This is a genomic window from Nonomuraea zeae, from assembly GCF_005889725.1.
Classification (GTDB): Bacteria; Actinomycetota; Actinomycetes; order Streptosporangiales; family Streptosporangiaceae; genus Nonomuraea; species Nonomuraea zeae.
This window is the reverse complement of sequence record NZ_VCKX01000189.1, coordinates 1-24,857: the sequence shown is the minus strand read 5'-3', so window position 1 is coordinate 24,857 and position 24,857 is coordinate 1. Positions and strand designations below refer to the sequence as shown.

28 protein-coding genes and 2 pseudogenes are annotated in these 24,857 nt (G+C 71.8%); 21 read left to right on the top strand and 9 right to left on the bottom strand.

The annotated features are described in order from the left end of the window. The first annotated feature begins 310 nt into the window (after positions 1 to 310). The 12 genes from ETD85_RS41650 (at position 311) to ETD85_RS41595 (ending at position 9,766) form a co-directional block, all read left to right on the top strand. Complete coding sequence (locus tag ETD85_RS41650; protein ID WP_138695348.1) at positions 311 to 919, top strand: dihydrofolate reductase family protein; 609 nt, start codon at positions 311 to 313, stop codon at positions 917 to 919. Between the two features lie 53 nt (positions 920 to 972). Then, a complete protein-coding gene (locus ETD85_RS41645) occupies positions 973 to 1,296 on the top strand; it encodes a YciI family protein (RefSeq protein ID WP_138695347.1) in 324 nt (107 codons plus the stop codon). A 50-nt stretch (positions 1,297 to 1,346) separates the two neighbouring features. Continuing rightward, complete coding sequence (locus ETD85_RS64975; protein WP_206059188.1) at positions 1,347 to 2,435, top strand: Mu transposase C-terminal domain-containing protein; 1,089 nt, start codon at positions 1,347 to 1,349, stop codon at positions 2,433 to 2,435. Next, complete coding sequence (locus ETD85_RS41635; protein ID WP_138695346.1) at positions 2,429 to 3,199, top strand: AAA family ATPase; 771 nt, start codon at positions 2,429 to 2,431, stop codon at positions 3,197 to 3,199. The genes ETD85_RS64975 and ETD85_RS41635 overlap by 7 nt, the downstream gene beginning before the upstream one ends. Continuing rightward, positions 3,192 to 4,604: a hypothetical protein gene (locus ETD85_RS41630; RefSeq protein ID WP_138695345.1), complete on the top strand. Its 1,413-nt coding sequence runs from the start codon at positions 3,192 to 3,194 to the stop codon at positions 4,602 to 4,604. Before ETD85_RS41635 ends, ETD85_RS41630 begins: the two co-directional genes overlap by 8 nt. 82 nt (positions 4,605 to 4,686) lie before the next feature. Then, the gene (locus ETD85_RS41625; RefSeq protein ID WP_138695344.1) at positions 4,687 to 5,376 is read left to right on the top strand and encodes a hypothetical protein; all 690 of its coding nucleotides are present in this window, start codon (positions 4,687 to 4,689) and stop codon (positions 5,374 to 5,376) included. A 110-nt stretch (positions 5,377 to 5,486) separates the two neighbouring features. Continuing rightward, positions 5,487 to 6,137 carry a GntR family transcriptional regulator gene (locus tag ETD85_RS41620; protein ID WP_138695343.1) on the top strand — a complete coding sequence of 217 codons (651 nt, stop codon included), beginning with the start codon at positions 5,487 to 5,489 and terminating at the stop codon, positions 6,135 to 6,137. Positions 6,138 to 6,202: 65 nt separating this feature from the next. After that, positions 6,203 to 6,967 carry an NAD(P)-binding domain-containing protein gene (locus tag ETD85_RS41615; protein ID WP_206059187.1) on the top strand — a complete coding sequence of 255 codons (765 nt, stop codon included), beginning with the start codon at positions 6,203 to 6,205 and terminating at the stop codon, positions 6,965 to 6,967. Between the two features lie 113 nt (positions 6,968 to 7,080). Continuing rightward, on the top strand, positions 7,081 to 7,431 hold the full coding sequence (locus ETD85_RS41610) for a GntR family transcriptional regulator (RefSeq protein ID WP_138695341.1): 351 nt from the start codon (positions 7,081 to 7,083) through the stop codon (positions 7,429 to 7,431). Between the two features lie 337 nt (positions 7,432 to 7,768). Further along, positions 7,769 to 8,017 carry a hypothetical protein gene (locus tag ETD85_RS41605; protein ID WP_138695340.1) on the top strand — a complete coding sequence of 83 codons (249 nt, stop codon included), beginning with the start codon at positions 7,769 to 7,771 and terminating at the stop codon, positions 8,015 to 8,017. Continuing rightward, positions 8,004 to 8,954: an ABC transporter ATP-binding protein gene (locus ETD85_RS41600; RefSeq protein ID WP_138695339.1), complete on the top strand. Its 951-nt coding sequence runs from the start codon at positions 8,004 to 8,006 to the stop codon at positions 8,952 to 8,954. The genes ETD85_RS41605 and ETD85_RS41600 overlap by 14 nt, the downstream gene beginning before the upstream one ends. Continuing rightward, positions 8,951 to 9,766 (top strand): ABC transporter permease subunit, encoded by an 816-nt coding sequence (locus ETD85_RS41595; RefSeq protein ID WP_138695338.1) that lies wholly within the window; start codon positions 8,951 to 8,953, stop codon positions 9,764 to 9,766. Before ETD85_RS41600 ends, ETD85_RS41595 begins: the two co-directional genes overlap by 4 nt. Before the next feature lie 308 nt (positions 9,767 to 10,074). Here the strand turns inward: ETD85_RS41595 and ETD85_RS41590 are convergent, their stop codons facing one another. Next, on the bottom strand, positions 10,075 to 10,641 hold the full coding sequence (locus ETD85_RS41590) for a hypothetical protein (RefSeq protein ID WP_170247127.1): 567 nt from the start codon (positions 10,639 to 10,641) through the stop codon (positions 10,075 to 10,077). On the opposite strand from ETD85_RS41590, the pseudogene ETD85_RS67350 reads away from it, so the two are divergent. Continuing rightward, positions 10,613 to 12,115, top strand: a pseudogene (locus tag ETD85_RS67350) (NACHT domain-containing protein); the annotation flags it as partial. The gene ETD85_RS41590 and the pseudogene ETD85_RS67350 sit on opposite strands and share 29 nt — an antisense overlap. A gap of 1,054 nt (positions 12,116 to 13,169) precedes the next feature. On the opposite strand, the gene ETD85_RS66200 reads toward ETD85_RS67350, so the two are convergent. The 5 genes from ETD85_RS66200 to ETD85_RS64970 are packed head-to-tail and all read right to left on the bottom strand — an operon-like array spanning position 13,170 to position 16,516. Beyond that, positions 13,170 to 14,513 carry a DUF4434 domain-containing protein gene (locus ETD85_RS66200; protein WP_138695335.1) on the bottom strand — a complete coding sequence of 448 codons (1,344 nt, stop codon included), beginning with the start codon at positions 14,511 to 14,513 and terminating at the stop codon, positions 13,170 to 13,172. Continuing rightward, positions 14,471 to 14,653 (bottom strand): hypothetical protein, encoded by a 183-nt coding sequence (locus ETD85_RS41575; protein WP_138695334.1) that lies wholly within the window; start codon positions 14,651 to 14,653, stop codon positions 14,471 to 14,473. Before ETD85_RS41575 ends, ETD85_RS66200 begins: the two co-directional genes overlap by 43 nt. After that, entirely contained in the window at positions 14,638 to 15,531 is an 894-nt protein-coding gene (locus tag ETD85_RS41570; protein WP_138695333.1) for an ROK family protein, read from the bottom strand. Before ETD85_RS41570 ends, ETD85_RS41575 begins: the two co-directional genes overlap by 16 nt. Beyond that, positions 15,528 to 16,181 carry an N-acetylmannosamine-6-phosphate 2-epimerase gene (locus tag ETD85_RS41565; protein ID WP_138695332.1) on the bottom strand — a complete coding sequence of 218 codons (654 nt, stop codon included), beginning with the start codon at positions 16,179 to 16,181 and terminating at the stop codon, positions 15,528 to 15,530. Before ETD85_RS41565 ends, ETD85_RS41570 begins: the two co-directional genes overlap by 4 nt. Next, positions 16,178 to 16,516, bottom strand: coding sequence for a carbohydrate ABC transporter permease (locus ETD85_RS64970; protein ID WP_206059186.1), 339 nt, complete (start codon positions 16,514 to 16,516; stop codon positions 16,178 to 16,180). Before ETD85_RS64970 ends, ETD85_RS41565 begins: the two co-directional genes overlap by 4 nt. 190 nt (positions 16,517 to 16,706) lie before the next feature. Here ETD85_RS64970 and ETD85_RS41555 point away from each other — a divergent pair, with 190 nt between their 5' ends. Genes ETD85_RS41555 through ETD85_RS41540 form a run of 4 tightly spaced genes read left to right on the top strand, consistent with a single transcriptional unit; the run spans position 16,707 to position 19,242 of the window. Beyond that, on the top strand, positions 16,707 to 17,432 hold the full coding sequence (locus tag ETD85_RS41555) for a GntR family transcriptional regulator (protein WP_138695330.1): 726 nt from the start codon (positions 16,707 to 16,709) through the stop codon (positions 17,430 to 17,432). Positions 17,433 to 17,466: 34 nt separating this feature from the next. Further along, positions 17,467 to 17,775, top strand: a complete 309-nt coding sequence (locus ETD85_RS41550; RefSeq protein ID WP_138695329.1) for a hypothetical protein — start codon at positions 17,467 to 17,469, stop codon at positions 17,773 to 17,775. Positions 17,776 to 17,831: 56 nt separating this feature from the next. Next, complete coding sequence (locus ETD85_RS41545) at positions 17,832 to 18,671, top strand: alpha/beta fold hydrolase (protein ID WP_206059185.1); 840 nt, start codon at positions 17,832 to 17,834, stop codon at positions 18,669 to 18,671. A gap of 4 nt (positions 18,672 to 18,675) precedes the next feature. Further along, positions 18,676 to 19,242, top strand: a complete 567-nt coding sequence (locus ETD85_RS41540; protein ID WP_206059184.1) for a TetR/AcrR family transcriptional regulator — start codon at positions 18,676 to 18,678, stop codon at positions 19,240 to 19,242. Positions 19,243 to 19,319: 77 nt separating this feature from the next. Here ETD85_RS41540 and ETD85_RS41535 read toward each other — a convergent pair whose 3' ends face one another. The 3 genes from ETD85_RS41535 to ilvD form a co-directional block, all read right to left on the bottom strand. Further along, entirely contained in the window at positions 19,320 to 19,922 is a 603-nt protein-coding gene (locus ETD85_RS41535; RefSeq protein ID WP_138695326.1) for a DUF1707 SHOCT-like domain-containing protein, read from the bottom strand. Between the two features lie 101 nt (positions 19,923 to 20,023). Further along, a complete protein-coding gene (locus tag ETD85_RS41530) occupies positions 20,024 to 20,467 on the bottom strand; it encodes a hypothetical protein (RefSeq protein WP_138695325.1) in 444 nt (147 codons plus the stop codon). A 71-nt stretch (positions 20,468 to 20,538) separates the two neighbouring features. Further along, entirely contained in the window at positions 20,539 to 22,350 is a 1,812-nt protein-coding gene (gene ilvD / locus ETD85_RS41525; RefSeq protein ID WP_138695324.1) for a dihydroxy-acid dehydratase, read from the bottom strand. 168 nt (positions 22,351 to 22,518) lie between these two features. Here ilvD and ETD85_RS67665 point away from each other — a divergent pair. The 4 genes and pseudogenes from ETD85_RS67665 to ETD85_RS41510 all read left to right on the top strand — a co-directional run. Beyond that, positions 22,519 to 22,635 (top strand): annotated as a pseudogene (locus ETD85_RS67665) (helix-turn-helix domain-containing protein); the annotation flags it as partial. 132 nt (positions 22,636 to 22,767) lie between these two features. Then, positions 22,768 to 23,223 (top strand): MmyB family transcriptional regulator, encoded by a 456-nt coding sequence (locus ETD85_RS64960; protein ID WP_206059183.1) that lies wholly within the window; start codon positions 22,768 to 22,770, stop codon positions 23,221 to 23,223. A 108-nt stretch (positions 23,224 to 23,331) separates the two neighbouring features. Then, entirely contained in the window at positions 23,332 to 23,715 is a 384-nt protein-coding gene (locus ETD85_RS41515) for a peptidase inhibitor family I36 protein (RefSeq protein ID WP_170247125.1), read from the top strand. Positions 23,716 to 23,827: 112 nt separating this feature from the next. After that, complete coding sequence (locus ETD85_RS41510; RefSeq protein WP_206059182.1) at positions 23,828 to 24,712, top strand: hypothetical protein; 885 nt, start codon at positions 23,828 to 23,830, stop codon at positions 24,710 to 24,712. The last annotated feature ends 145 nt before the right edge of the window (positions 24,713 to 24,857 follow it).

Sequence of the window (24,857 nt, the reverse complement as noted above, 5' to 3'; positions counted from 1 at the left end):
CGCAAACGCTGGATCACCCGCTGGAAGGCCGCTCTGAACGCCTTCGCCATCACCTTCGAAGGCCGCCTGACCCCGACCACCCGCTAACTAAAGCAAATTGAGATACACCGAAAACTGGACACACCCGGGCGCGATCAAGGTGGTGGAGCGCAGTCGCCGCGAAGCCGTCGTGCAGTCGGATCGCTGACAACCGGCGTCCCGGAAATTCTGCAAAGAAATCCGGGAGGCGGTGTCGGATCGGGGCGGTGGTGTTCGTGGCAGAGGTGAGGCCGCCCGCAAGGAGGCGGCGCCAAGGCAAAGGAACCGCGATATGAAGCTGACGACCATGACTCAGGTCACCATCGATGGAGTGATGCAGGGAAACGGCGCCGCGTCGGATGACCGCAGGAACGGATTCGAGCGCGGCGGATGGGCCCTGGGGAAGGGTGATGACGAGACCAGGACGTTCATCACGCAGACCTACCAGCGTGCGGAGGCGTTCCTGTTCGGCCGGCGCACTTATGAGCTGTTCGCCGGCTCTTGGGGGGCAATCGACCAGATGCGTGCACATCCCATCGGCGTGGCCTTGAACAAGGCCCCCAAGTACGTTGCCTCGGCCACGCTCACCGCCCCCCGTTGGCAGGAGACGACCGTTCTCGGCGGTGACCTCGCGGCGGCCATCAGTGAGCTGAAGGCTAGGCCCGGGGGTGAGCTGCAGGTGCACGGCAGTGGCATCCTGATCCAGTGGCTGCTGGCGAACGACCTGGTCGACGAGATGATTCTGATCACCGTTCCGGTGGTTGTCGGCCAGGGCGCGCGGTTGTTCCCCGACGCGGGCCCGGATCTTGCGCTCGACCTGGTCGAATCGCGGGTCGACGCCAAGGGTGTGTCGATCCAGGTCTACCAGCCGGCTGGGCGCCCGCAGTATGCGACGGCCTGAAGTCCCTGACCACCGGACCACGCTGTCTTGACACTACAGGAGTTGATCTTCAAATGCGGTACCTGGTTTCCGTGATCGATGACAAGAGCGATCCTGGCAGCACGGACAGACGGCCCGCTATCAGCGCGTTCAACGAACAACTGATCGCCGAGGGCTACTGGGTCTTCTCAGGCGGACTTGCCGACACCGACGCGGCCACGGTCATCGACAACCGGGGCGAGGAGGCGGTGTTCAGCGACGGGCCGTTCGTGGAGTCGAAGGAGTACCTCGCCGGCGTCTGGGTGTGGGAGGCCCCCGATCTGGATGTGGCGCTCAAGCTCGCCGCCGAGGCCTCGAAGGTCTGCGATCGGAAGATCGAGGTACGGCCGTTCCAGTGAGCGACGTCTAGGAGGCGGTCACCCGGGCCCACCACGAGGAGTGGGCCCGGGTGGTCGCCGCCCTGAACAGGCGCTTCGGTGACCTCGACCTCGCCGAGGAGGCGGCCGCCGAGGCGTTCGCGACCGCCGTCGAGCGGTGGCCGGCCGACGGTATACCCCCCAACCCCGGCGCCTGGCTGACCACCACCGCCAACCGCAAGGCCATCGACCGGATCCGGCTGATCTTCACCTGCTGCCACCCGGCGCTGGCGATGCAGACCCGCGTAGCGCTGACCCTGCGCATGGTCGGCGGTCTGACCGTGGACCAGATGCTGCTGTGCACGCTGCCGGGCTACACCGAAGGACCACGTCGCCTCAACGGCGCGCTGGACGGACCGCTCGATGACCGGCTGGCGGCCCGGGAGGCCTACGGCCAGGCCGCCGAGGACGCTCCCGCCGGTGAGCGGGCTGAGCCCTCCGCGCTGCCGCTGGGGCTGGAGACCTTCGCGCGGATCTTCGGCGACTGGGTGGCGGCCTACAACACCGGGCACGCGCACAGCGAGCTCGGATGCACGCCGGAGCACGCGTGGCAGGCCGATCCGACGCCGGTGCAGGACGTGCCGGGGGAGCAGCTGCGACATCTGCTGCTGGCCGGTGAGCCTCGCACGATCGGACCGCACGGGATCCGGTTCCGCAACCTGCACTGGGTGGATGCGGGCGGGCTGATCCGCGAACGCTGCGGTCAGCGGGTGCAGATCCGCTACATGCCGCACGACGACCGGCAGATCCACGTGTATCTGGAGGGGGAGTTCTTGGCCACCTGCCTGCCGCGCGACGCGCTGAGTCCCGAGCAGGAAGAGGAGTTCTACGCCGCCGCCCGCGCCCAGGAGAAGCAGGCCGCCGCGCAGCGCAGCGCGGCCCGCAAGCGCGGCCGCCGCCGGCTGGCGACGCTGTCGGCCGACTCGGTGGCCACCGACAGCGTCCGGCGCGTCTCCCCGGCCGAGGCCGACCGGCAGGCCGCCGCCAGCCCGCCGCCGCCCGACCTGCGGCGCGAAGCCTCCACCAGCCTGCTCGGGTTGCGCCCGATCGGGCCGATCGGGCCGATCGAGCCGGTCGACCTGGCCGCCATGGACGTGCGGGAGAAGGGCCGACCATGGTGAGGCTGCCCGAGGCCGGCCCGCCCGGGGCCCGCATCATCTCCACCCCGCAACTGCAGCTGGCCCGGCACGTGGTCACCGACGTCGCCGCCTGCCACGCGGTCGGTGTCATCCACGGCAACACGGGCCTGGGCAAGACGTTCGCGGTGCGGACCTGCGCCGAGGCGCTGGCCGCCGGGACCGGTCGGCTGGAGGCGCCCGAGGTGGTGACGGTGTCCTTCACCCCCAGGCCGACGATGCGCCAGGTCGTCGACGGGCTGTATCTGGTGCTGACCGGAAGCCAGGGCTCCAACAGCCGCTTCCACGTCACCCGGGATCTGATCACCGAGCTGGCCCGGCTCCCGCGGCTGGTCGTGGTGGATGAGGCGCAGCGGCTGAGCAGCGACGGCATCGAGACGCTGCGGCACCTGCACGATGATGACAACACCCAGTTCGGGCTGCTGTACGTCGGCGGGAACGGCTGCTGGGAGGTCCTGTCGCGCGAGCCGATGCTGGCCTCGCGGGTCTGGCGGCGCCTGGCCATGGCACCGCTGGAGCGCGCGATCGTCCCGCAGGTGATCCGCGGCTACCACCCGATGTACGAGGGCGCCGACGACGACCTGCTGCACTACGTCGACGACCGGCTGGCCCACGGCATCTGGCGCAACTGGGCCTCCTTCTCCTCCACCGTCCACCTGCTCGCCCAGCGCACCGGCCGCACAGCCCTCGATGAGGAGATCGTCACCAACGCCTTCGCCCTGCACGCGGGAGGCGGCAAGAGTGCCTGACACGCCCGCGCCCGCGGCTTTGCCCGGCCTGCCCGTGCCGGGGGACGCCACCCAGCGCGGCGCCCCGACCGGCGACCTGCTGCAGGTCACGGTGATCCGCGACCCCGAAGACGCGCCCGCCACTCAAGCACGGCTGCGCCGGCTCAACGACCCCGACGCCGGGATCCTGGTCCTGAACTCCATGCCCTACGTCGCCTCGCCCCGCGACCTGACCTACAGCGTGCTCGACGCGCTGGGAAAAGTCCTGCCCCCGCGCTCCAGCGCAGGCCTGCCCACGACGGCCTGGCCCACCGCCGTGTCCTGGACGCTCGGCTACCGGCTGCACGCCATAGTGATCAACCGCGCCCACACCATGCCCGCCAGCCTGCATGAGGCGATACGCGAGCTGACCGCCCCAGCCCCGCCCTACCGGCCCCGGCTGTATCTGATCGACGCCAGCGCCAGCAAGCACCACACCGTGATCGACCGGTTCACCGCCCCCGACTGCCACCTCACCGTCGGCGGGTCCGGCCTGCTCAACACCATCCACCGGCGCCAGCACACTCCCGACCCCTGGCGCTCTCGGCTGGACATCCCCGGCGACCTGCCCGCCGACAGCTTCCTGACCTTCCGCGCCGCCTGCGCCCGCAACCTGAGCGACCAAGTCATGACCCGGGTCGACGAACTGTACATCCGCGCCCTGCACGACGCCCGCCAATGGGTCCACGACGTCCGCGCCGAACAGCTCACCAGCAACGAGGCCATCGTGGCCACGCTGGCGCTCCCGCTGAGCGTGCGCCTGGCCGCCCGCATGAACGTCGCCTCACCCGGCGAATGCCTGGTCCGGCTCCGCGCCGCCCAAGCCGGGCTGCTATGCGAGGGCATCCTGCTCCACCATCAGCCCCACCCCCGCGGACACGACCACGGCCTCGGCCACCGCCTCGCCCCCACCACCGTGACAGTGATCAACCGGTCGACCAGCACCCAGGAAGCCGCCGCAGCGATCCTCTACCTGCTGTTCCCCTTCGGCTCCCGCCACCACACCGACCGCTGGCACCCTGACGAGCTGCCCCTCGACGACGTCGAGCCCTCCGGCAGCCACGCCCGTATCGCAGGCGTACGCGTCCCCGTCCCGCCACACGCCCGGCCCGCCCTGCGAGCCCACCACCACTTCCGGCATAAACAGGGCGCCCGCCACGGCACCACCGGCTACTTCCACAGCGGCAAACGCCGCCCCGACGTGCGGACCCTGGCCACCCGTGGCCTGGCCGGCACCAGCCATCACCCCGCCTGGCGCAGCGAGGAAGACCGGCATCTGGCCGAGCACGACCACAACACCCTGTGGATGTGGCAGCGCCGGCTGGTCCTGCGCAACCTCATCCGTCCCTCCACCGGCCTCGATCTGTCCCTGCCGAGGTGGACATGACCACCCCCGACCCGCCCCCGCTCGGCCATGGCTCCTGCAACGAGCTCGCGACCATGGTCTCACCTGCTACGAACTGTCCGAGATGCTCGGCCTGCCCTACCACCGCCTCCAGCAGCTCACGCTCGTCTCGGAACTGGACGACCTTCCGCTGCACGCGATCCGCCGCATCACCCACGCCCTCAACCTGGCCTGGCCCACCTGGCTGGAGCCGGCGCAAGAAGCCCGGCCAAGCCCAGACCCGCCGGACACCACACACCTCACCGCCGAACGCGCTACCTTCGACGACGCCGACCGGATTCGTGCCCTCCTGGCCTCCGCCCTGGGTCATCCCCTCACCCGTCGGCAGATCGCCGACGTCCTGGGCTGGTCGCTGAAGCGCGTCCAGGCCGCCCTGCCGCACCTCACCCTCGCTCGCCAGTACCTGCAGCTGATCCCCGACGACGCCAGCGCCGAGCTCGCCCTTCCTCCACGCGCGCTACCAGCCGGCGCACGCGACCGGCTCCACAGGCTCCTGCTGCGACAACACGGCCCGACCCCCGCCCTGGCCTACATCGCCTACCGCATCGGTGCCCGCAACAACAGCGACGCGCTCACCTTCGCTCAGCGCCACCCCGACACCATCAGCGGCGCCCAAGCCGCCGGACTCCTCACCTACAGCATCAGCGACGACGGCCATCGACCTCAAACTCAGCCCCGACGTTGCCTTCAGCTTGGAGATCGACGCAACCTCCACGACGCCCTGCTGCTCGACCAGCAGGAGAAGCCAATGTGATCTGGGTCTTCTGACATTCTCGTGACTCTCTACTGACGCTTTCGTGTCGCCTGACACCAGTGCGGTCGCGGGTCGAGCCGGGCAAGCTGCGTATCGTATACGATAGGCAGATGCTGGACAGGGAGCCGATCGAGCGGCCGGCGCCGCTGCGCGCCGCCGTCTATCGACGAGTCGTCGACCTGGTGACCGCAGGCGAGCTGGAGCCGGGCCGGGCGGTCACCGAGGCGGAGCTGAGCCGCGCGCTGGGCGTCTCGCGCACCCCCGTGCGCGAGGCGCTGCTGCGGCTGGAGGCCGAGGGCGTGCTCGACTCCACGCCGGCGCGGGGGTTCACCGTGCGGCCCCTGCGGCCCGCGGAGGCCGCCGACCTGTACCCGATCCTGGCCGCGCTCGAACGGCTGGCGGTGTCCACCTCACCGGCACGAGCACTCGACCTCGCCGCGCTGCGCGCGATCGACGCCGAGCTGCTGGCCACCGGCGATCCCGTCCAGCGGTGGCGGCTGGACACCGCCTTCCACGACACGATCGTGTCGGCGTGCCCGAACGCCAGCCTGCGCGCGATGATCACGGCCCTCCGGGTCCGGGTGGCGCGCTACGAGCTGGCGTTCATGCGCGATGGCGACCGCGAAAGCCACGCGGCCCCGCTGCACGAGCAGATCCTGGCCGCGTTCGACGAGGCGGACCTGGTCAGGGCCGCCGACCTCATCGGCCGCAACTGGGACGGCTCCCTGGCCTCGGTCCTGAGCTGGCTGAGCACGTCATGACGGCCTCGCGGGCACCTCGGCCCGGCGCGGGTCACCACCACCACGCACCATGGAGGAAGACGCAAGTGAAGCGCATCGGCATCATCGGGGTTGGCGAGATCGGCAGGGCTCTGGTGATGGGCCTGTGCGACGGGGCCGGTGAGCCGCCGGAGGTGTTCCTCTCGCCCCGGGGAGCCCGCACGGCCGCGGAGCTGTCCGAGCGCTACGAGAGCGTGCGGGTGTGCGCCGGCAACCAGGAGGTGGTGGACCGTTCCGACGTGGTGATCATCGCCCTGCGCGCCAGGGATCGCCACGAAGCACTCGCCGGCCTGAGGGTGGACGCGGACAAGATCGTGGTCAACGTGATGGCCGGCGTCGGCATCGACGAGCTGCGCCAGGCCCTGGCCACCGACGCCCCGGTGGTACGGGCCATCCCCCTGCCGCCCGTACGTGAGCGCGGCTCCGTTACGGTGACGTGCCCGTCGCACCCGGTGGTGGACTCTCTCTTCGAGCACCTGGGCGGGGCGCAGCCGGTCGAGGACGAGGCGGCCTTCAACGTCTTCTCCGCGCTGACGGGCACGCTGACCACCCACTACTCCTACCTCGCCACGCTCACGTCGTGGGCCGCCGGTCACGGCATCCCCGCCGGCGCGGCGGACCACTACGTGCGCAGCGTCTTCCAGGGCGTCGGCCGCTCCCTGAGCGACGAGACCCGGACCCTGCACCAGCTCGCGGCCGACCACGAGACCCCGAACGGCAGCAACGAGCGGATCCGCACCACCTGGTTCACCCCTGCCAACTCCGCGGCCCTCGGCAAGGCCCTCGACGACCTGCTCGCCGATCTCGGGTAGCCGGCGGCCCCGCGCCCATCGGCCCCGGCCCGCGCCCGGATCCAGGATAGTCCTAGTTGTGGTAGGACTATTAGGACAGCTTCGGGGTGGTGCGAGGAGGGTTCAGGTCGCCGATGTTGATAACCATCGACCACGCGGACGGCACGCCTTTGTTCGAGCAGATCGCCGCCGCGGTCCGTTCCGGGATCGCGGACGGCTCGATCCGCAGCGGGGAGCGGATGCCGACGGCGAGAGAGCTGTGCGCCTCCCTCGACGTGAACCGGAACACGGTGCTGCACGCCTACCAGCGGCTGCGCGACGAAGGACTGATCGAGTTGAGGCGGGGGCGCGGGGCGACGGTCACGGCCCAGGCCGAGCAGCTGAGCCGGCTGTCGGCCGCCGTGGGACGGCTGGTGAGCGAGGCGCGTGAGCTGGGCATCTCCGCGGAGACGCTGTCGCGCCTGGTCAAGGAGTCGTACATATGAGGGCCCTGCTGGAGCGCCGGCGGGCGTCCTCGGAGGATCCCGCCGCGGGCCTGATCACGGCTGCGGGGGTCAGCGTCCCCAGCGCTCTCGTCCTGCTGGCCGCGCTCTGCACGGTGACGGTCGCATGTTCTGTGGGCCGTCGTTCGGCTGATCGCCTGGCAGGTGTGGTCCGTGCGCACCGGAGCCGAGGCCGGCCGCGGGGTCGTCGTCCTCGCGGTCGTGGCCGCGCTGCTCGGGCCATGGCGGGTGGCGATCGACTCGACCGGCATCCAGGCCCGGCCGCTGATCACCCGACCCGCGGTTCGCGTACGCGCTCGGCGACATCCACCACGCCGAGGTGCTCCGCGTCCGGCCCTGGGCGGACCTCGGCGGCTGGGGCCTGCGGATCGGCCTGCGCCGGCGGCACGGCCTCATCACGGCCGGTGGCCCGGCGCTCGCCGTCACCCTGCGCAGCGGCCGGACGTTCGTGGTCACGGTCCCCGACCCGGAGACCGCCGCGAGCCTCATCAACGGAATGAAGAAGAGAGAAACCGAATCATGCACGCCCCCGCTCCACGCAACGGTGAACCGACATGAGCAGCACTGACCAGACGCTGGCGGCGACGGGCCTGACCAAGCACTTCGGCAGCCGCGAGGCCGTATCCGACCTGACGTTCGAGGTGCGCGCCGGCCGGGCGTTCGGGCTGCTGGGGCCGAACGGAACCGGCAAGACCACCACCGTGCGGCTCCTGACCGGCCTGCTCACCCCGACCCGAGGGTCGGTGACCCTGTTCGGCCAGACGCTCAGCCGCTCCAACGCCGACGCGCTGCGAGCCAGAATCGGCGTCCAGACCGACACCCGGCTCTACGAGAATCTCAGCGTCCGCGACAACCTGCGGACCTGGGGCCAGTTGTACGGGCTCGCCCCGCGCGTCATCGAGCGGCGGATCGGAGAGGTGCTCGAGGTGCTCGGCCTGTCCGACCGCGTCGGCTCGCTGGCCGGGGAGCTGAGCAAGGGCATGCGCCAGAAGCTGTCGGTCGGCCGGGCGGTGCTGCACGAGCCCGACCTCCTCTTCCTCGACGAACCGACCGCCGGCCTCGACCCCGAGGCGGCGATCGACCTGATCGGCTACGTCCGCGAGATGATCAATACCCTGCGGACCACCGTCGTCATCTGCACCCACCAGCTGCACGGCCTCGAAACGCTCTGCGACGACGTCGGCATCCTCAACCGGGGCCGCCTCGCCGTGACCGGCGAGGTCCGGACCCTGCTGCGCCGGCGCTGGCCGGAACACCGCTACCTCCTGGAGGTCGGCGGCGATCCCGCCTCGGCACGCGAGGTCATCACCTCCGCCGTCGGCAGAGCGGTGGAGTTCTCGACCGTCGAGGGACTGCTGAGCTTCTCCCTGAACAAGCAGGAGCCGATCTCGTCGGCGGTCGCCGCGCTGGTGCACAGCCACATCCAGGTCCGAGCCGTCATCCCCCGCCGGCCCACGATCCAGGACCTCTACTTCGCCACCATCAACGACGGAAGCGCAGCATGATCAACCGCCACCGCGTCCAGGCCCTGATGCGCAAGGACTGGCGCGAGCTCGCCCGCAACAAGCAGGTCATCGCGCCGCTCGTCATCGTGCCGCTGATGTTCGTCGTCATCATCCCGGCGGCCGTGCTCCTGCTGGGGAACAACTCAGCCGCCCTGACGACGACGGTCGCCGGCCTGCAGGGCTTCCTCGACAACCTGCCCGAGCAGGCCCTGCCGGCCGGATACTCCTCCGGACAGCTCATGGTGTACGCGGTCATCGTCTACTTCATGGCCCCGTTCTTCCTCCTGATCCCGGTGATCGTGGCCAGCCTCACCGCCAGCTCCAGCTTCGTCGGGGAGAAGGAGCGCGGAACCATCGAGGGACTCCTCTACACGCCGCTCACCGACCGCGAGCTCGTGCTCGGCAAGGTGCTCGCCTCCGTGATCCCCTCCGTCCTGCTCACCTGGGCGTCCTTCCTGGTCTACACGGTCCTCGTCAACACGCTCGGGGCAGCGCTGATGGGCGGCGTCTTCTTCCCCACCTGGACCTGGGCGATCATCATCCTCGCGCTGGCACCGCTCGTGGCGTTCCTGGCGACCTGCCTCATCGTGGCGATCTCCGGGCGCTCCACCACCATGCAGGGCGCCCAGGGGACGGTGGTCCTCATCGTCGTGCCCGTCCTCGCGCTGATCGCCGGTCAGGCCACCGGGCTCATGCTGTTCGACACCTTGATCGCGGGTGTGGCCGCCGCCGCGCTCCTCGTGATCGACGTCGCCGTCTTCGTCACGGTCGCCGGACGGTTCCGGCGAGAGCCCATCGTCACCCGCCTGTAAGTCCGGGAGGCCCTCCCGGCGGCAGCCGCCGGACTCCGGACACCGCGCCGGCCCACCCGGGGCCGCACGATCAGGCACCCCCCCACCTCGTACGCGTTGACGAGGTGGAGCCGGGCGCTGTCGTACAGGCAGGAAAGGGCCAGCGTGCAGAACGCGGCGACGGCCGCGTACGGGATCCGGACGCAGATGAGCTGGGCCCCGGCCTGGGCGAGGAGCCGGAGGCCGAGGAGGGCCAGGGCCAGCACGAGGACGGTGCGGAGCCTGCGGCGCCGTGGTGCCGTGCTCGGGGGAGTGCGGAGCATGAGAGATCACTCGCTCTCTGTGCCGGGGCGCGCCGGCGCCGGAAGCCGATGGCGGGTGGCGGCGCCGAGCAGGGCGAAACACAGGCCCCAGCCGCCGATGGCGAGCACGGCGGCGACCGGCCCGAGCAGCGCCAGGGACGGCATGAGGACCACGAAGACGTACAGGCCGGTGATGAGCGGGGCGAAGCGCCCGATGCCCGGCCGGCCGCCACGGCGCACGGTGGCCGCGCCCGCCACCAGCAGGCCGAGACCGGACAGCGGGGAGGCGATCGCGAAGATCACGCCGGTCGCGTCCGCCGACACGAGGGCCACCAGCTCGGCCGGGACGAACACGGCCACGGCCACGGCGGCCGTCCAGAAGCCGGCCCGGCCGGCCAGGCCGGGGCCGGCCTGCGCCGATCGCGCCAGCAGGAAGAGCCCGGCCGCCTGAGGCACGTGCATGAGAGCCAGGAACACCGTCCACCAGGCGGGCGACGGGCCGCCGAAACCGAGCGGGGAGATCAGGGCCGCGCTGAAGGCGGCCACGGCCTGTAGCAGGCCGCCGATGACGAGCCAGGGAGCGGGATGCTTCATGGAGCCGTTCCTCTCGTGCGGGCCACGGGACGGCGGGATCGCCCGCCGGCCGCGACCGGGATGTGTGGAATCTCGGATCGACGTTCGGCGTCCGGGCGGCCGTCCGGCAACGGACCCGGACAGCTCGTCAAAGCACGCCGCGAAGCCGCAGGTGGTGGCCTATGCTCAAGGCGCGAGGGGTGTCCGGTGCCGCCGGACACCCGGTGGGGTCGGCGGCCGGCTGGGGCGAGGTGCTCAGGTGCTCGACGATTCGGATCCCCGGCTGCCGTTCGCGCGGCGGCTGCGGGCGTTGAAGGACGCCGCCGCGGTCTCGGTCCGCGAGCTGGAGGCGGCCAGCGGCCGGACGCCGCGCCGTCGTGCCGGGCAGCCGCCGTTGACGCTGAAACGCAGCACGATCGCCGGGATGATCAGCCAGACCCGGCCTGTCCGGCCGGAGCAGGAGCACGTCGAGGTCTTCGTCGACACCTGCCTGCGCATCGCCCGGCAGTCCGGCCGCAGGCTCCCCGCCGAGCTGTGCGACCCCGATGCTTGGGACGCGGCCTACTGGGAGCTGCTGGTGCGGCTGGCCGGAGTCCGCAGCGACAGGCGGCTGGCCGGCGAGGCGGCCAGGCGGTTGGGTTCCCTGCCGGGGCCACCGGCCGGGCCCGGCGGTGGCGTAGGGGAGCAGGTCCCGCACGGCCACGACCCGGCGGACCCGGCCTCCGAACGCCCGCCGACCGGAGCGGCGTTCCACGTACGGAAGAGGACCGGCCCCCCGGTGGTGACGGCGCAGGCGATAGCGGCCGCCAAGGAGGTGCTGGCCGGGCTCGTAGGGCAGCAGTGGCGCACGGAGTCGGCGCTGCGATCGCTGGACGACCCCGACCCCATCCCGGTGCGCTGGCGGCTGACCGGCGACCAGGGGCTGATGGACCACCCGGCCAACCTGACCCCCGCCGCGCTGCCGCTGACCGCGTCGAGCGACGACATCGCCGCACTGGCCGGCCGGTTGCGCACGATGCGCCGCCGGCGCCTGGTGATCCTCGGCGGGCCGGGCACGGGCAAGACCACCCTGGCCGTTCAGCTGCTGCTGGAGCTCCTGGCCACCCGGCACGATCACGCGGAGGAGCCGGTGCCGGTGCTGCTGCCGGTCGCCGACTGGGACACCACGGCCTTCCCGCTGATGCAGGACTGGCTGGCGGCGCGGCTCGCGCAGGACTATCCCGCGCTGCGAGCCACCAGCCTGGGCTCCGAAGCACCCGCCGCCCTGGCGGCCCGCGGACACGTCCTGCCGGTGCTGGACGGCCTGGACGAGCTCCCCACCGCGGCCCGCGCCGCAGTGATCACCACGCTCAACCGGTCGCTCAGCGCCAGCGACCAGATCGTCGTGACCGGCCGCACCCGCGACTACCGCAGCGCCGTCGAGGGCGCCGGTGACGTGCTCACCTCGGCGGTGGTCATCGAGCCCGACCTGCTGGAGCCGGCCGCGGCCGCCGGCTACCTGCGGCGCTGCCTGCCGGGCCGGCCGCGACCGGTGTGGGAGCGGATCCTCACCGGCCTGGCCACCGCCCCGGCCGGCGGCGCGGGCCCCTTCGGCACGCTGGCCGAGGTCACCGCCACCCCGCTCGGGCTGTGGCTGCTGCGCGCCGTCTACATCGCCCCGCAGGCCGACCCGGCGGCCCTGCTCGACGCCGCCCGGTTTCCCGGCCCCGCCGAGCTGCGCGCCCACCTGTTCGACCGGCTCATCACAGCGCTGATCGACACCCGCCCGCCCAGCGCCCGGCCGGCCGACCTGTTCCGCCCTCGCCGCCGCCACGACCCCGCCGAGGTCCGGCACGTGCTCGGCCACCTCGCCCGGCACCTCACCCATCCCCGCAACCCGGACGGCACGCCCCGCACGCGGGATCTGGCCTGGTGGCGGCTGGCCGGCAGCACCCATGCCGTCACGCCCGCGATCCGGCTCGCCCTGGGCTTGGTCATCGCGCTCGCGATCGCGACCGTCTCCACCATCGGGACCGGGCTCGCCGAGGGCTTCGCGCCGTTTCCGGCCCACGGCGTGACCTACGGGCTGGCGTTCGGGCTCACCGCCGGGCTGGTGATCGCGTTCGCGGCGCGTTCCTGGGCGCGGCAGCCACCGGGCTTCGCCGACCTCAGGTTACGCGGGCGCCGGTTCCGGCCCAGGTTCAGGCCGGTGCGCGGGCTGCTGCTCGGCCTCGGCACCGGGCTGGCGATGGTGGTCATGATGTGGTTCACCGTCGGCGCCGTCGCCGCCACGCTCGTCGCCGGTGTCGTCTCCGGCCTGGCCGTCGGTCTCGCCTACGGCTTCGCCGCCGGGTTCGCCGCCTGGGCCGAGGCCCCTTCCCCGGCGGGACGGGCCAGCACGCCCCTGTCCAGCTGGCGCGCGGACCGCACGCTCAACCTCGTGCGCACCGCCACCATCGGCTCCACCGCCGCCCTGACCGGCGGCCTGGCGGGCGGGATCGCCGCCGGGGTCACCGACACCGTCGCCTTCGGGGTCGCCGTCGGCCTGTCCTACGCGCTCACCTTCGGCCTCACAGCCGGGCTCGCGGCCGGCCGTCACCACGCGTGGATGGCCTACCTGATCGCCACCACCCGCCTGGCCCTGGCCGGCCGCTCTCCTCGCGCGCTGATGTCCTTCCTGGACGACGCCCACCGGCTCGGCCTGCTGCGCGCGGTCGGCCCGATCTACCAGTTCCGGCACGCCGAGCTCCAGGACCACCTGTCCACCCTGCCGGCGCCGCCTGCCGAAGGGTCCCGGTAGCCCCCTTCGGCCGAAGGCGGTGAGGAGGGGCGCTGCCGGCCGGCTCGACGGTGATCCGGACGTAGCGGGCGGTGGTGTTCAGGCCGAGCAGCCGGTAGCCGCGGGACTGGTCGGCGTCGCCGACCGCCGGCGCGGCCACGGAGCCGGCCGTCGTGAAGGACGACCCGTTGGCCGACACCTCGTAGGTCACCTTCTTCGGCAGGAAGATGTAGACGCTCCTGGTCTGCAGCCAGTCGCTCCGCGGCTCCTTGATCAGTTTCTGCGAGCCGAGGTCCACGGTGATCGAGTAGGGGGAGCCGGTGTTGCGTCCCTGCCAGGCGGCGTCGCCGTACGACGGCGTGCCGTACGTCCCGTTGGTCAGCTCGCCCCCGCTGTCGGGATAGGACGAGGAGGCGGCCAGCGACACCGTGTACGACCGGCCCGCCGCCAGATTGACCGGGTTGTTCGGCGCGGCCGGCGTGGTGGCCGAGGCCGAGCCGCTCGCGGCGGACTGGTTGCCGGCCGCGTCGAAGGCACGAACCGTGTAGGCGTAGGCCGTGGACGGGTCGAGCCCCGCGTCGGTGAAGGCGGTCGCGGTGAGGCCGGCGGGCGCGGTCGGCGCCGTCGACTCCACGGCGCCGGTGGCCAGATAGTCGCGGTAGGTCTGGTCGTGGATGGCCGCGACCTGCAGCGGGCTCTGGTAGTGATCGTAGGAGAAGCTCCAGTACGAGCTCACGTACGGCTGCACGGCCACCATGTCGGCGACGATGCCCTTGGTCCCCATCGGCTGGAAGTCGAGGTTGAAGGTCTCGGTGTCGGCCCAGAGCGCGGTGGCGTGCCCGGCGCCGACGCCGTCCTGCAGGGCGATCACGTCGATGGGGCTCGTGGTCAGGATCGTGGTCCACATGCTCTGCCACTGCGCGGTGGTGAGCCCGCCGGCGGTGTTGAAGAAGGGGGAGACCACCACGGGCTTACCGGGGGTGAGCGCGTGCAGGTGGTCGGCGACCTTCTTGTAGAAGGCGGCCATCGGGCTCTGGCTGGCGGTGGTGGTGAAGTTCCAGATGTCGTTGACCTGCAGGCCCAGGTAGACGGTCATGCCGGCCCGGTCGGCGGCGGACAGGGCCGCCCCGACCACGCGCTCCAGGTGTCGCCGAGGGCGGGTTGCAGGAACGACCCGGCGAAACGGGGCGCGGCGGCGCACGTGGCCGCACCCGCGGGCGGGGCGACGGCCAGCAGACCGGCCGCGAGGGACAGGATGGCTAACAATCGGCGCATGACGATCCGTTCTCGAGATGGGACAGGGCTTCCAGGCCCGCCCCGACCAGCCCGGCGTCCTCGCCGAGCGTGGCCTGGAGCAGCGGTGCGGCGGACGGGCCGGGCAGGGTCTCGGCGCGGTAGGCGGCCTCCATGGGCCCCAGCAGCACCGAGCCGAGCATCGAGACCCCGCCCGCGATGACGATCGCGTCGGGGTCGATCAGGTTGGCGGCGCCGGCGAGCACCCGCCCCATCAGCGCCGCCGCGTCGGCGATCACGTGGGAGCCGAGCCGGCCGATCTCGGCCAGCGGCAGCGCCTGACCGGTCTCCTTCAGGTAGGCGCGCTCGATCGCCGGTCCCGAGGCGTGCGCCTCGATGTGGTCGAGCGCTCCGCACGAGCAGCGCGCGCCCGTGCTCGCCGGGGCGGGCAGGTGGCCGATGCTCCCCGCCGTCCCCGTGACCCCGGTCCGCACCCGGCCCTCGGTACACACCGCCCCGCCGATGCCCGTCCCGATGGCGACGATCAGCGCGGTACGCGTGTCGCGGGCCGCTCCGACCCGCGCTTCGGCCGCGCCCGCGGCGTGGCAGTCGTTCAGCACGACCGCCGGCAGCCGCAGCGCGCGCTCGGCCTCGCCCTTGACGTCGGTGCCCGCCCAGCCGGTGAGCAGATCGGTCGCGGAGGCGATGCGGCCCAGGGGATCGACGGTCCCGGCGGTGCCGATCCCGCAGGCCACGGCGTGCGCGGCCAGCGGCCGGGCCAGCTCGAAGGCGGTCCGGAGGATCGACGGGCCCGGGGGAGTGGCGGTCCTGCGCCGCCCGGCCAGCGTGCCGTCCGCCGCGACGAGCCCGGCCGCGATCTTCGTACCGCCGATGTCGATGGCCAGCGCGAGCGGTGTCATCGCGGTGCGGCGGCGGCCAGCCGCCGGGTGATGGAGATCGGGTCGGTGATCGCGCCGCCGACCACCACGGCCCACGCGCCCGCCGCGAACGCCTGCCGTACCTGGTGATGGTTGCGGTAGCGGCCCTCGGCGATCACCCGCACCCCTCGGGAGGCGAGCGCGCCGACCAGGTGGAGGTCGGGGTCGTGCGGGGTGGGCAGCTGGCGCGCGGTGTAGCCGGACAGCGTGGTGCCGACGACGTCCGCGCCCGCCTCCCAGGCGCTCAGCCCCTCTTCGAGGGTCGAGACGTCTCCCATGACGGGCACGCCCAGGCCGTGGATGTGCTCGATCAGCTTCAGCCCCGGCCCGGGGGTCTCCGGCGTGAGGTCCACGGCGATCATGTCGGCTCCGGCCTCGGCCAGCCCCGCCGCCAGGTCGAGCGTGGGCGTGATCACGTCCCGGTGGCCGTGCCTGACCTTGTGCAGGCCGATGACCGGCAGGTCCGTACGGCGCCGTACCGCGGCGATGTCCTCGGCCGAGTTGACCCGCAGCCCCGCGGCTCCGCCGAGCACGGCGCACTCGGCCAGGCGGGCGATCACCTCCGGGTCGCGGAGCGGGTGCCCGGCCGGGGCCTGGCAGGAGACGATCAGCCCGCCGCGCAGCTCGTTCATTTGAGCGCCCCCGTGGAGATGCCGCCGACGAAGTACCGCTGGCCGAGGATGAAGATCAGCAGCGCGGGGATCGTGAACAGCACGCAGGCGGCCATCAGCGGCCCCCAGGCGATGTCGTGCTCGGCGAAGAAGGCGTACAGGCCGATGGACAAGGTGTATTTCTCGCTGTCGTTGAGGTAGATGAGCGGGTTCATGAAGTCGGTCCACGTCCACACGAACTGGAAGACCGCGGAGGTCACCAGCGCGGGCCGGGCCAGCGGCAGCACGATCGACCAGTAGATGCGCAGCTCGTTCGCGCCGTCGAGGCGGGCGGCGGCGATCAGGTCGTCCGGCACGCTCCGGGTTCGGCGGCGTTGCCCGAGCAGGCCACCAGGGTGGCGGCGAGCATTATGGGCATGCCCACTTTGACGATCTTCATCTCTTGCTCCTCGGGAAATGCCGAATTCGTTCTGATTGGTATAGGCCAACCCAGGGAGCAGGGTCAAGATATTGGAGTACACCAATTTCGAGTTAGACTCCTGGGCCATGAAGACGGATCCTCCGCCGGCCAAGTCCGAGCAGCTCCGCCGGCACCTGGTGGAGCTCCTGCTCGACGAGCTGGCTCCACACGCGCAGCTCCCCACCGAACGGAGCCTGGCCGAGGAGTTCTCGGTCAGCAGGCTCACCGTGCGGCGCGTGCTGGACCAGCTCGAACGGGAGGGGCGGGTCTACCGCATCCAGGGGTCCGGCACGTTCGTCAGCGAGCCGCGCATCCGCAAGTCCGTCGAGCTGACCTCCTTCAGCGAGGACATGCGGTCACGCGGCCTGCGCCCCGGGTCGCTGGAGGTCAGCTCCGAGCGCGTCCCCGCGGGCGCCGACACCGGCTACGCCCTGCAGATCAGCCCGTCGTCGCTGGTCCTGCACATCCGCCGGGTCCGCACCGCCGACGACGAGCCCATGTGCCTGGAGCACAGCTACCTGCCCGCCGGCCTCGTGCCCGACGACCTGTCGCCCGAGGAGCTGCACGGCTCGGTGTACGAGGTGCTGTCGGCCCGCTACGGGCTGGTCCTGCACCGGGCCGAGCAGACGATCAAGGCGACCGTGCTCGACCCCGACGACGCGCGGGCGCTCGACGCGCCGCCGTTCTCCCCGGCCTTCCTCGTGCAGCGCATCGGCTTCGACCACCGCGGCCGGGCCATCGAGCGCGCCGACTCGCTCTACCGGGGCGACCGTTACTCCTACCAGCTCACCATCTACCGCGACCCCCAGTAGACCCCAGCAGGACCCCAGTAGGAAGTCTCACCGCATGCGCATCGCCCTCCTGCCCCTCGACGAACGCCCGGTCAACACCCGCCTGCCCGCCGCCGTCGCGACCGTCGTCGGCACCCGGGAGAACACTTTCGACCCCACGGCCGCCCGCCGCCTCCTCCTGCACCGCCTGACCGAGGACTACGGCTATCAGGCGATCGTCCGCGCCGCCGGGCCCGACGCCGTCGCGGCCCGCGAAAGGCTCGGACGCATCCTGCACGGGTTCGCGCCCGGCTGGACGATCGACGGCGTCAGGTTCCCCTGGAACCGCTCCTTCGAGATCGACTTCACGGTGGAGCCCGGGTAGGGCCCGGTTTGACGTGCCAGGCTAATGGCATTAGCCTACTGGCTATGGTCATAAAAATGGAGACGGAGTTCCTGGACATCGACGGCGGCCGGCTCGCGTACGACGTGACCGGCCAGGGCCCGCTCGTCGTGCTCGCCCACGGCATGGGGGACAACCGGGCGGCCTTCCGCGAGATGGCGGCCGAGCTCGTGGCGGCCGGGTACAGGGTCGCGCGGACGGACCTGCGCGGCCACGGCGAGTCCAGCACCGGCTGGCCGTCGTACACGCGGACCGACGTCGCCGGCGACCTCCTCGCCCTCATCAGGCACCTGGGCGGCCCCGCGGTGATCGTGGGCCATTCCTTCGGCGGCGGCGCCGCCACCATCGCCGCGGCCCAGGAGCCCGGCCTGGTCAGCGCCATCGTCGAGATCAGCCCGTTCACCCGCGCCCAGCAGGTCAGCCTGGGCGGCATCATGTCCAACGCCCGCTACCGCAAGGGCATGACCCTGCTCATGGGCGCCAACCTGCTGCGCAGCGTGAGGCTGTGGAAGCGATACCTCGACCATGCCTACCCTGGCGCCAAGCCCGCCGGGTTCGGCGAGCACGTGGCCGCGCTGGAGGCGGACCTGCGCAGGCCGGGCCGGATGGCGGTGGTCAGCCGGTACGGCCTGTCCTCGCCCGCCGACGCCGGCGCCCGGCTCGGCGACGTCCGGTCCCCGGCCCTGATCATCGTGGGCACGCTCGATCCCGACTGGGCCGACCCCAGGGCCGAGGCCGAGGGCATCGTGGCCGGCATGCCGCCCGGGATCGCCCGGCTGCACATGGCCGAGGGAGCCGGCCACTACGCGCACGCGCAGTTCCCCGCCGAGGTCACCGCGGTCATCCTGGAGTTCCTCGGGGCCGGCTCCCGTGGTTAGGGCGGTGCTGTCGGCGGACGCGATCGTCGATCTGGCGCTGAGCATCGTCGACGAGGACGGCTCCGCGGCGCTGACGCTGTCCGCGGTGGCCACCGCCGCCGGCGTCGCCCCGCCGTCCCTGTACAAGCACGTGCGCAACCTCGCCGAGCTGCGCGCGCTGGTGTCCGCGCGGGTCATGAGCGAGCTCGCGGACCAGGCCGGCGAAGCGGTGCTCGGCCGCTCCGCCGACGAGGCGGTCCGTGCGCTGATGACGGCATGGCGGGCGTACGTACGACGATGCCCGAACCGCTACGCCGCGCTCATCCAGAGCCCCGAGCCGCACACGGCGGAGCCAGGGGAACGGCTCCTCGCCATCCTGTTCGCCACGCTACGGGCCTACGGGATGGAGGACTCCGCGGCGATCCACGCGGCCCGCTGCCTGCGCGCGGTCGCCCACGGCTTCGCGGTCCTGGAGACCGAGGGCGCGTTCGGCCTGCCGGAGAACCTGGAGGAGAGCTACGACCTGCTGATCCACATGGTGATCGCCGGGCTGCGCGCTCCGCGGGGCGGCGACCGGCCGGGTGCGGCGTAGCGAACCCGGTTTCGCGGGGAGAACACGGGGAGTGCCCGGACCGGGCGCGGGCCCGCGGTGTCCGGGCTCCCGCGGCGTCACTGGTGGGGCGCCTGCCACCGGGTGCCGAGCCGGCCGTGCCGCATCCGGCCCACCAGGCGGACGAGCAGCGTCTCCGGCGTGCTGTCGCCCGCGTCCCTGCTGATGGCCACGTGGCTGTGCCGTACCGACAGCTCGTTGGCGTTCACCACCATGCCCGGCGCGAGGACCAGCTCCACGTTGCCGCCGTTCACCCGCAGCTCGATGACCAGCTCGGGCGCGCTGCGCACCGCGCTGGTCAGGTCCAGCAGCACGTCGCACCACGAGGTGCGCAGCGCCAGCCGGCGTGGCAGCGTCCACCGGCCGTCACGGCGCACCGAGCCGTGCCGCTCCTTGATGGTCAGCAGCTCGGCGGCGGGCTCGACCGGCAACCCGGCGAGCGGCAGCGCGAGGCTGCCGCTGCCTGGCACCGCGGTCAGATCGGCGGTGAGCGGGATCAGCGCGTCGATGGTGCGGGCGGCCAGCGCCGCGTCCAGCCGCTCATTGAACTCGGCCGGGTCCAGCCGGCCGTCGGCGACGGCGGTGCGCAGCAGTTCGATGACCCGGTCGCGGTCCGCGTCGGACGCGCGCAGTGCGGGTGAGCTGGGCGGATCTGCCGGCATCTGGCCTCATCCGTGCTGAGGTGGTGGCATCGCGCCACCACAAGTGCTGATTGATCGGTCAAAAGAGACAGTTACCTGAGAGATCCTACGGCCGTAGGCGTTCATGGCGAAGGCGTGGGTGACAGCGCCTTCCACTGTCGTGGCGAGCCGGGCCGGCGCTCCCGCTCGTGCGAAAGCCCGCCGAACTCCACCGCCCCGCGATGCCACTCGTGCCCGCACCCCGACGCTGAGTGGCGCTGGTGAGCGGGACGGGCGTGGCCTTCCATGGCAGGAGGAGAAAGGGGGCCATCATGGCCAAAGCAGACCTCACGAACATCCCCCGGGCGCTGGACGCCCTCATCAGATCCGCGCGCGAGCCCCTGCGCCGGCAGATCCTCGAGGTGGTCAGGCGACATTACCTGCTGGAGCTCACCGGCCGCTGGCCCGAGATGTTCGCGCCCGACATGATGGTCGAGGAGCCGGTCTACTTCCTCGATCTCGACGGGGCCAGCGTGACCTTGACCGGCAAAGAGGTGCAGAGCTTCTACGAACAGCAGGTCGGCCACATGTTCTCCGTGCACGACCCCGTGCTCACGGTCAGCGACGCCGGATTCTGGGCCGACTCCTCGTTCCACTTCTACATGACCGGCCACGACCTGGCCGCCGAGGGCTTCCCGATCGAGCCGTCCGAACAGTGGTACGCCAAGCGCAACCGGATCCTCATGTACTGGCCGCACGACCGGCGCGGGCGCGTCATCGGCGAGCACGTGGCGAGCGTCGCCGCGGGCACCCGGAGTTCCAGACCTCGGCCGGGGACGTCGATGCCGATGACGTCGCCGTCACGGACGAGTGCGATGACGCCGCCCGCGGCCGCTTCGGGGGAGACGTGCCCGACGGCCAGGCCCGAGCTGCCGCCGGAGAAGCGGCCGTCGGTGACCACGGCGCACCGGCCGGCCAGGCCCCGCCCCTTGAGATAGGCGGTGGGGTGGAGCATCTCCTGCATGCCCGGCCCGCCCCGTGGCCCCTCGTACCGGATGACGAGCACGTCGCCGGGACGGACCCGCCCGGACAGGATGGCCTCGACGGCCTGCTCCGCCGAATCGGTCACCACGGCCGGGCCGGAGAAGGTCAGGAGCTCGTCCGGCACGCCGGCGCTCTTGACGACGCCTCCGTCCGCGGCCAGGTTGCCGCGCAGCACCGCGAGGCCGCCGTCGGAGGAGTGGGCGTGGGCGACGTCCCGGATGCAGCCGGCGGCCGCGTCGAGATCCAGGTGAGGCCAGCGCTTCGACTGGGAGAACGCCTGGCTGGACCGCTCGCCGCCCGGGGCCGCGTGGAACAGCTCCAACGCCTGCTCGGTGGCGGTCCCGGAGCGGACGTCCCAGTCGGCCAGCCAGTCGTTCAGCGAGCCCGCGTGGACGGCGTGGACGTCGCGATGGAGCATCCCGGCACGGTCGAGCTCGCCGAGCACCGCCGGGACGCCGCCCGCTCGGTGCACGTCCTGCATCAGGTAGGGGCCGTTCGGCGCGACCTTGCACAGGCAGGGCACCTGCCGCGAGCGGGTCTCGATGTCGGCCAGCGTGTAGTCCAGCCCGGCCTCGTGCGCGGCGGCCAGCAGGTGCAGGACGGTGTTGGTGGAGCCGCCCATGGCCAGGTCGAGTGCCATCGCGTTGTCGAAGGCGGCGCGTGAGGCGATCGCCCGCGGCAGGACCGAGGCGTCGTCCTCGGCGTAGTGCCGGCGCGCCAGCCGGATGACGGCGCGGCCCGCGCTCTCGTACAGGGCGCGGCGCGCGGTGTGGGTGGCCAGGGTCGAGCCGTTGCCCGGCAGCGCGAGGCCGAGCGCCTCGGTGAGGCAGTTCATCGAGTTGGCGGTGAACATCCCCGCACAGGAGCCGCAGGTGGGACAGGCCGCTTCCTCGATGGCGGCCAGCTCCCGCTCGGAGACCTGCTCATCGGCCGAGGCCGCCATCGCGGTGATCAGGTCGAGCCCGCCCTGGCCGCCCTCCATCGGGCCGCCGGAGACGAACACCGTGGGGATGTTCAGCCGCAGCGCGGCCATGAGCATCCCCGGTGTGATCTTGTCGCAGTTGGAGACGCACACCAGCGCATCCGCGCAGTGCGCCTGGACCATGTACTCGATGGAGTCGGCGATGAGCTCGCGCGAGGGCAGCGAGTACAGCATGCCGGCATGCCCCATGGCGATGCCGTCGTCGATGGCGATGGTGTTGAACTCGCGGGCGATCCCACCGGCCTGGCCGATCGCCCGGGAGATGATGCGGCCGACCGGCTGCAGGTGCGTGTGGCCGGGCACGAACTCGGTGAAGCTGTTGGCGACGGCGATGACGGGCTTGACCCCGATGTCGGCCGCCGGGACGCCCGAGGCGCGCATCAGGGCGCGGGCTCCGGCCATGTTGCGCCCATGGGTGACCGTACGTGATCTCAGTGGTGGCATGGGTCGATGCTCCCGGCTCCGGCGTGAGGAGCGAAGACACCGCCTGTGCTATTACTTCCACTACCAGCACTTATCCTGTGTCAGTGCAGGAAGCGGGACAGCGGCGGGCAGAGCTCGGCAATTTCCTCAGCACCCGCCGCCGGCGCCTGACGCCGACCCGAGGCAGGGCTGCCGCCCGCGGGGCTCCGCCGCAGCTCAGGACTGCGCCGGGAAGAGGTCGCGACGCTGTCCGGCGTCAGCCTTACCTGGTACACCTGGCTGGAACAGGGCCGCGACATCCAGCCCTCCCGGCAGGTCCTGGAGGCCCTGGCGCGGACCCTGCGGCTGACCGCCACCGAGCACGCCTACGTCCTGTCGCTCGCCGGGTACGCGCCTCCCGCCGCCGGGCCCGCCACCACGCAGGCGGCCCCCGCCCACGTGCAACGGCTCATGGACGCCCTGGCCGGGTTCCCCGCCTACGCGATCGCGCCCGACTGGACCATCACCGGCTGGAACGCCGCCTACGCCGAGCTGTATCCGAACGTGGCCACCGTCGAACCCGCCGACCGCAACCTGCTGTGGCTGGTCTTCACCGACCCCTACGTCCGGCGGCTGCTCCCGGACTGGGAGGTGACCAGCCGGCGCTTCCTGGCCGAGTTCCGCGCCGAGGCGGTCGGCGATCTGACCGGCACGCCGGTCATCCAGCGGCTGCTGGCGGTCAGCCGGCCGTTCCGGGACGGCTGGAGCAGTCACGACATCGAGGGGTTCGCCTCCCGCGAGCGCGTCTTCCTCCACCCGGAGCGCGGCAGGCTCCGCTTCGAGCACCACCGGCTGGCCCCCGCCGGCCAGACCCACCTGCACGTGGTCATCTACACCCCGGTGGAGGATGCCTGATCGCGTGGCCTGGGGGATGCCCTGCCATTCGACTGGACCGGTAGCGCAATTTCGGATCACCTGTCATGATCTTGGGCGAATTACACTCAGCCGAAAATGAGGTCGTCCATGAAGAGAACGACGGTACGCAGAGCCGGTGTCGTGGCGCTGGCCCTGACCAGCGTGATGGGGCTGGGCGCCACCGCGCAGGCCGACGCCCAGCGGCTCGCCAGCTCCTGCGGCGCCAGCTTCTGCCTGTACGAGCACGACGACTACGCCGGCGTGGAGCAGGAGTTCCTCTTCACCTCCAACAACACGTGCGCCAACGTGACCACGCTGAACAACAAGGCCAGCTCCATGAGGAATCCCTCGGCCGGCCGGATTCAGTTCTACAACAGCGCCAACTGCTCGGGCTCCTACGGCTACGCGGCCGCCCCGAGGTCGGCGGACAGCGACCTGACGAACAACGGCTTCGACAACCTGACGAGCTCCATCAAGCGGGTCAGCCCGTAGCGTCTCCTGATCGCAGGTGATCTGGTGCGGCCGATCCCGCCCTTGGCGACTCGACGGAACCGTGGCTGGTTGCGATCCTGGTCGGTTTCGGCCCTATCAGAATGAGGTGCTCATGACCGGCTCCCGTCACCACGACGACCTCTGCCGGTACGAGAGGTCCGCCTGGCTCGGGGGAGCGGTCGCGGTCCTCCTGGCCACGGTCACGGCCTGCTCGGAACCGCCGCCCCCGGTCCCGGCACCCGGCGCGGAGGCACGCGAGCTCTCGGTGCCCTTCGACCGGTACAACTTCTCCCCGGCGGACATCTCGCTCCTCGAGAGCGCCGAGGACCTCCTCGTCCGCGACTGCATGCGGGGGAGGGGCATGGCGTGGGAACCGCTGCCGCCGGCGGTGGCGAGCGACCTGGAGCCGCCCAACCGCCGACGCTACGGTGTCGTCGAGCCGGAGGTAGCGCGCCTGTACGGCTACCACGTCGCTCCTGACCGCCCGTCCGTGGCCCGGCGGGCCGCGGCGCGTGAGAGCCGTGCCGCCCACCTGCCGGAGAAGGAGCGGCAGGCCGTGTACGACGAGACCGGCGGCTGCCTCCGGAAGGCGCGGGACCGCATCGAGCAGGGGGCGCCGCAGGTCGACACGGCACTGTTCAACAAGCTCATCACGCAGACGTTCGAGCAGTCCCGGCGAGATGTGAAGGTCGTCCAGACCTTCCGGTCCTGGAGCGCGTGCATGCGGGCAGAGGGGCTGCGCTATGCCGACCCGCTCGCCGCCGTCACCGACCAGCGGTGGCAGGGCGAGGGTCCGCCCACGGAGGAGGAGATCCGCGCGGCGCAGGCGGACGTGCGGTGCAAGGCGAAGACCGCTCTCGTCTCCGTCTGGTCCGCGGCCGAGGAGCGCATCCAGGGGGAGGTCGTCCGCGCGCACCCCGAGGAGTTCGAGGCGCTGAAGGCGGCGAAGGACCGGCAGTCCGAGGCCGCCCGCGCGATCATCGCCGGGGCTCGGTGATGATGCAGCTGCCTTAGAAATCTGCCCCGAAAATCCCTTCCTGAGCTGGGCACGCGGCAGCGAACCCCGACCTGGTGATCATGGTTGGGGTTTCGCGGTGAGTGGTGGTCAGGAGCTGTGAAGGATCACCTGTCCGTCTTGGATG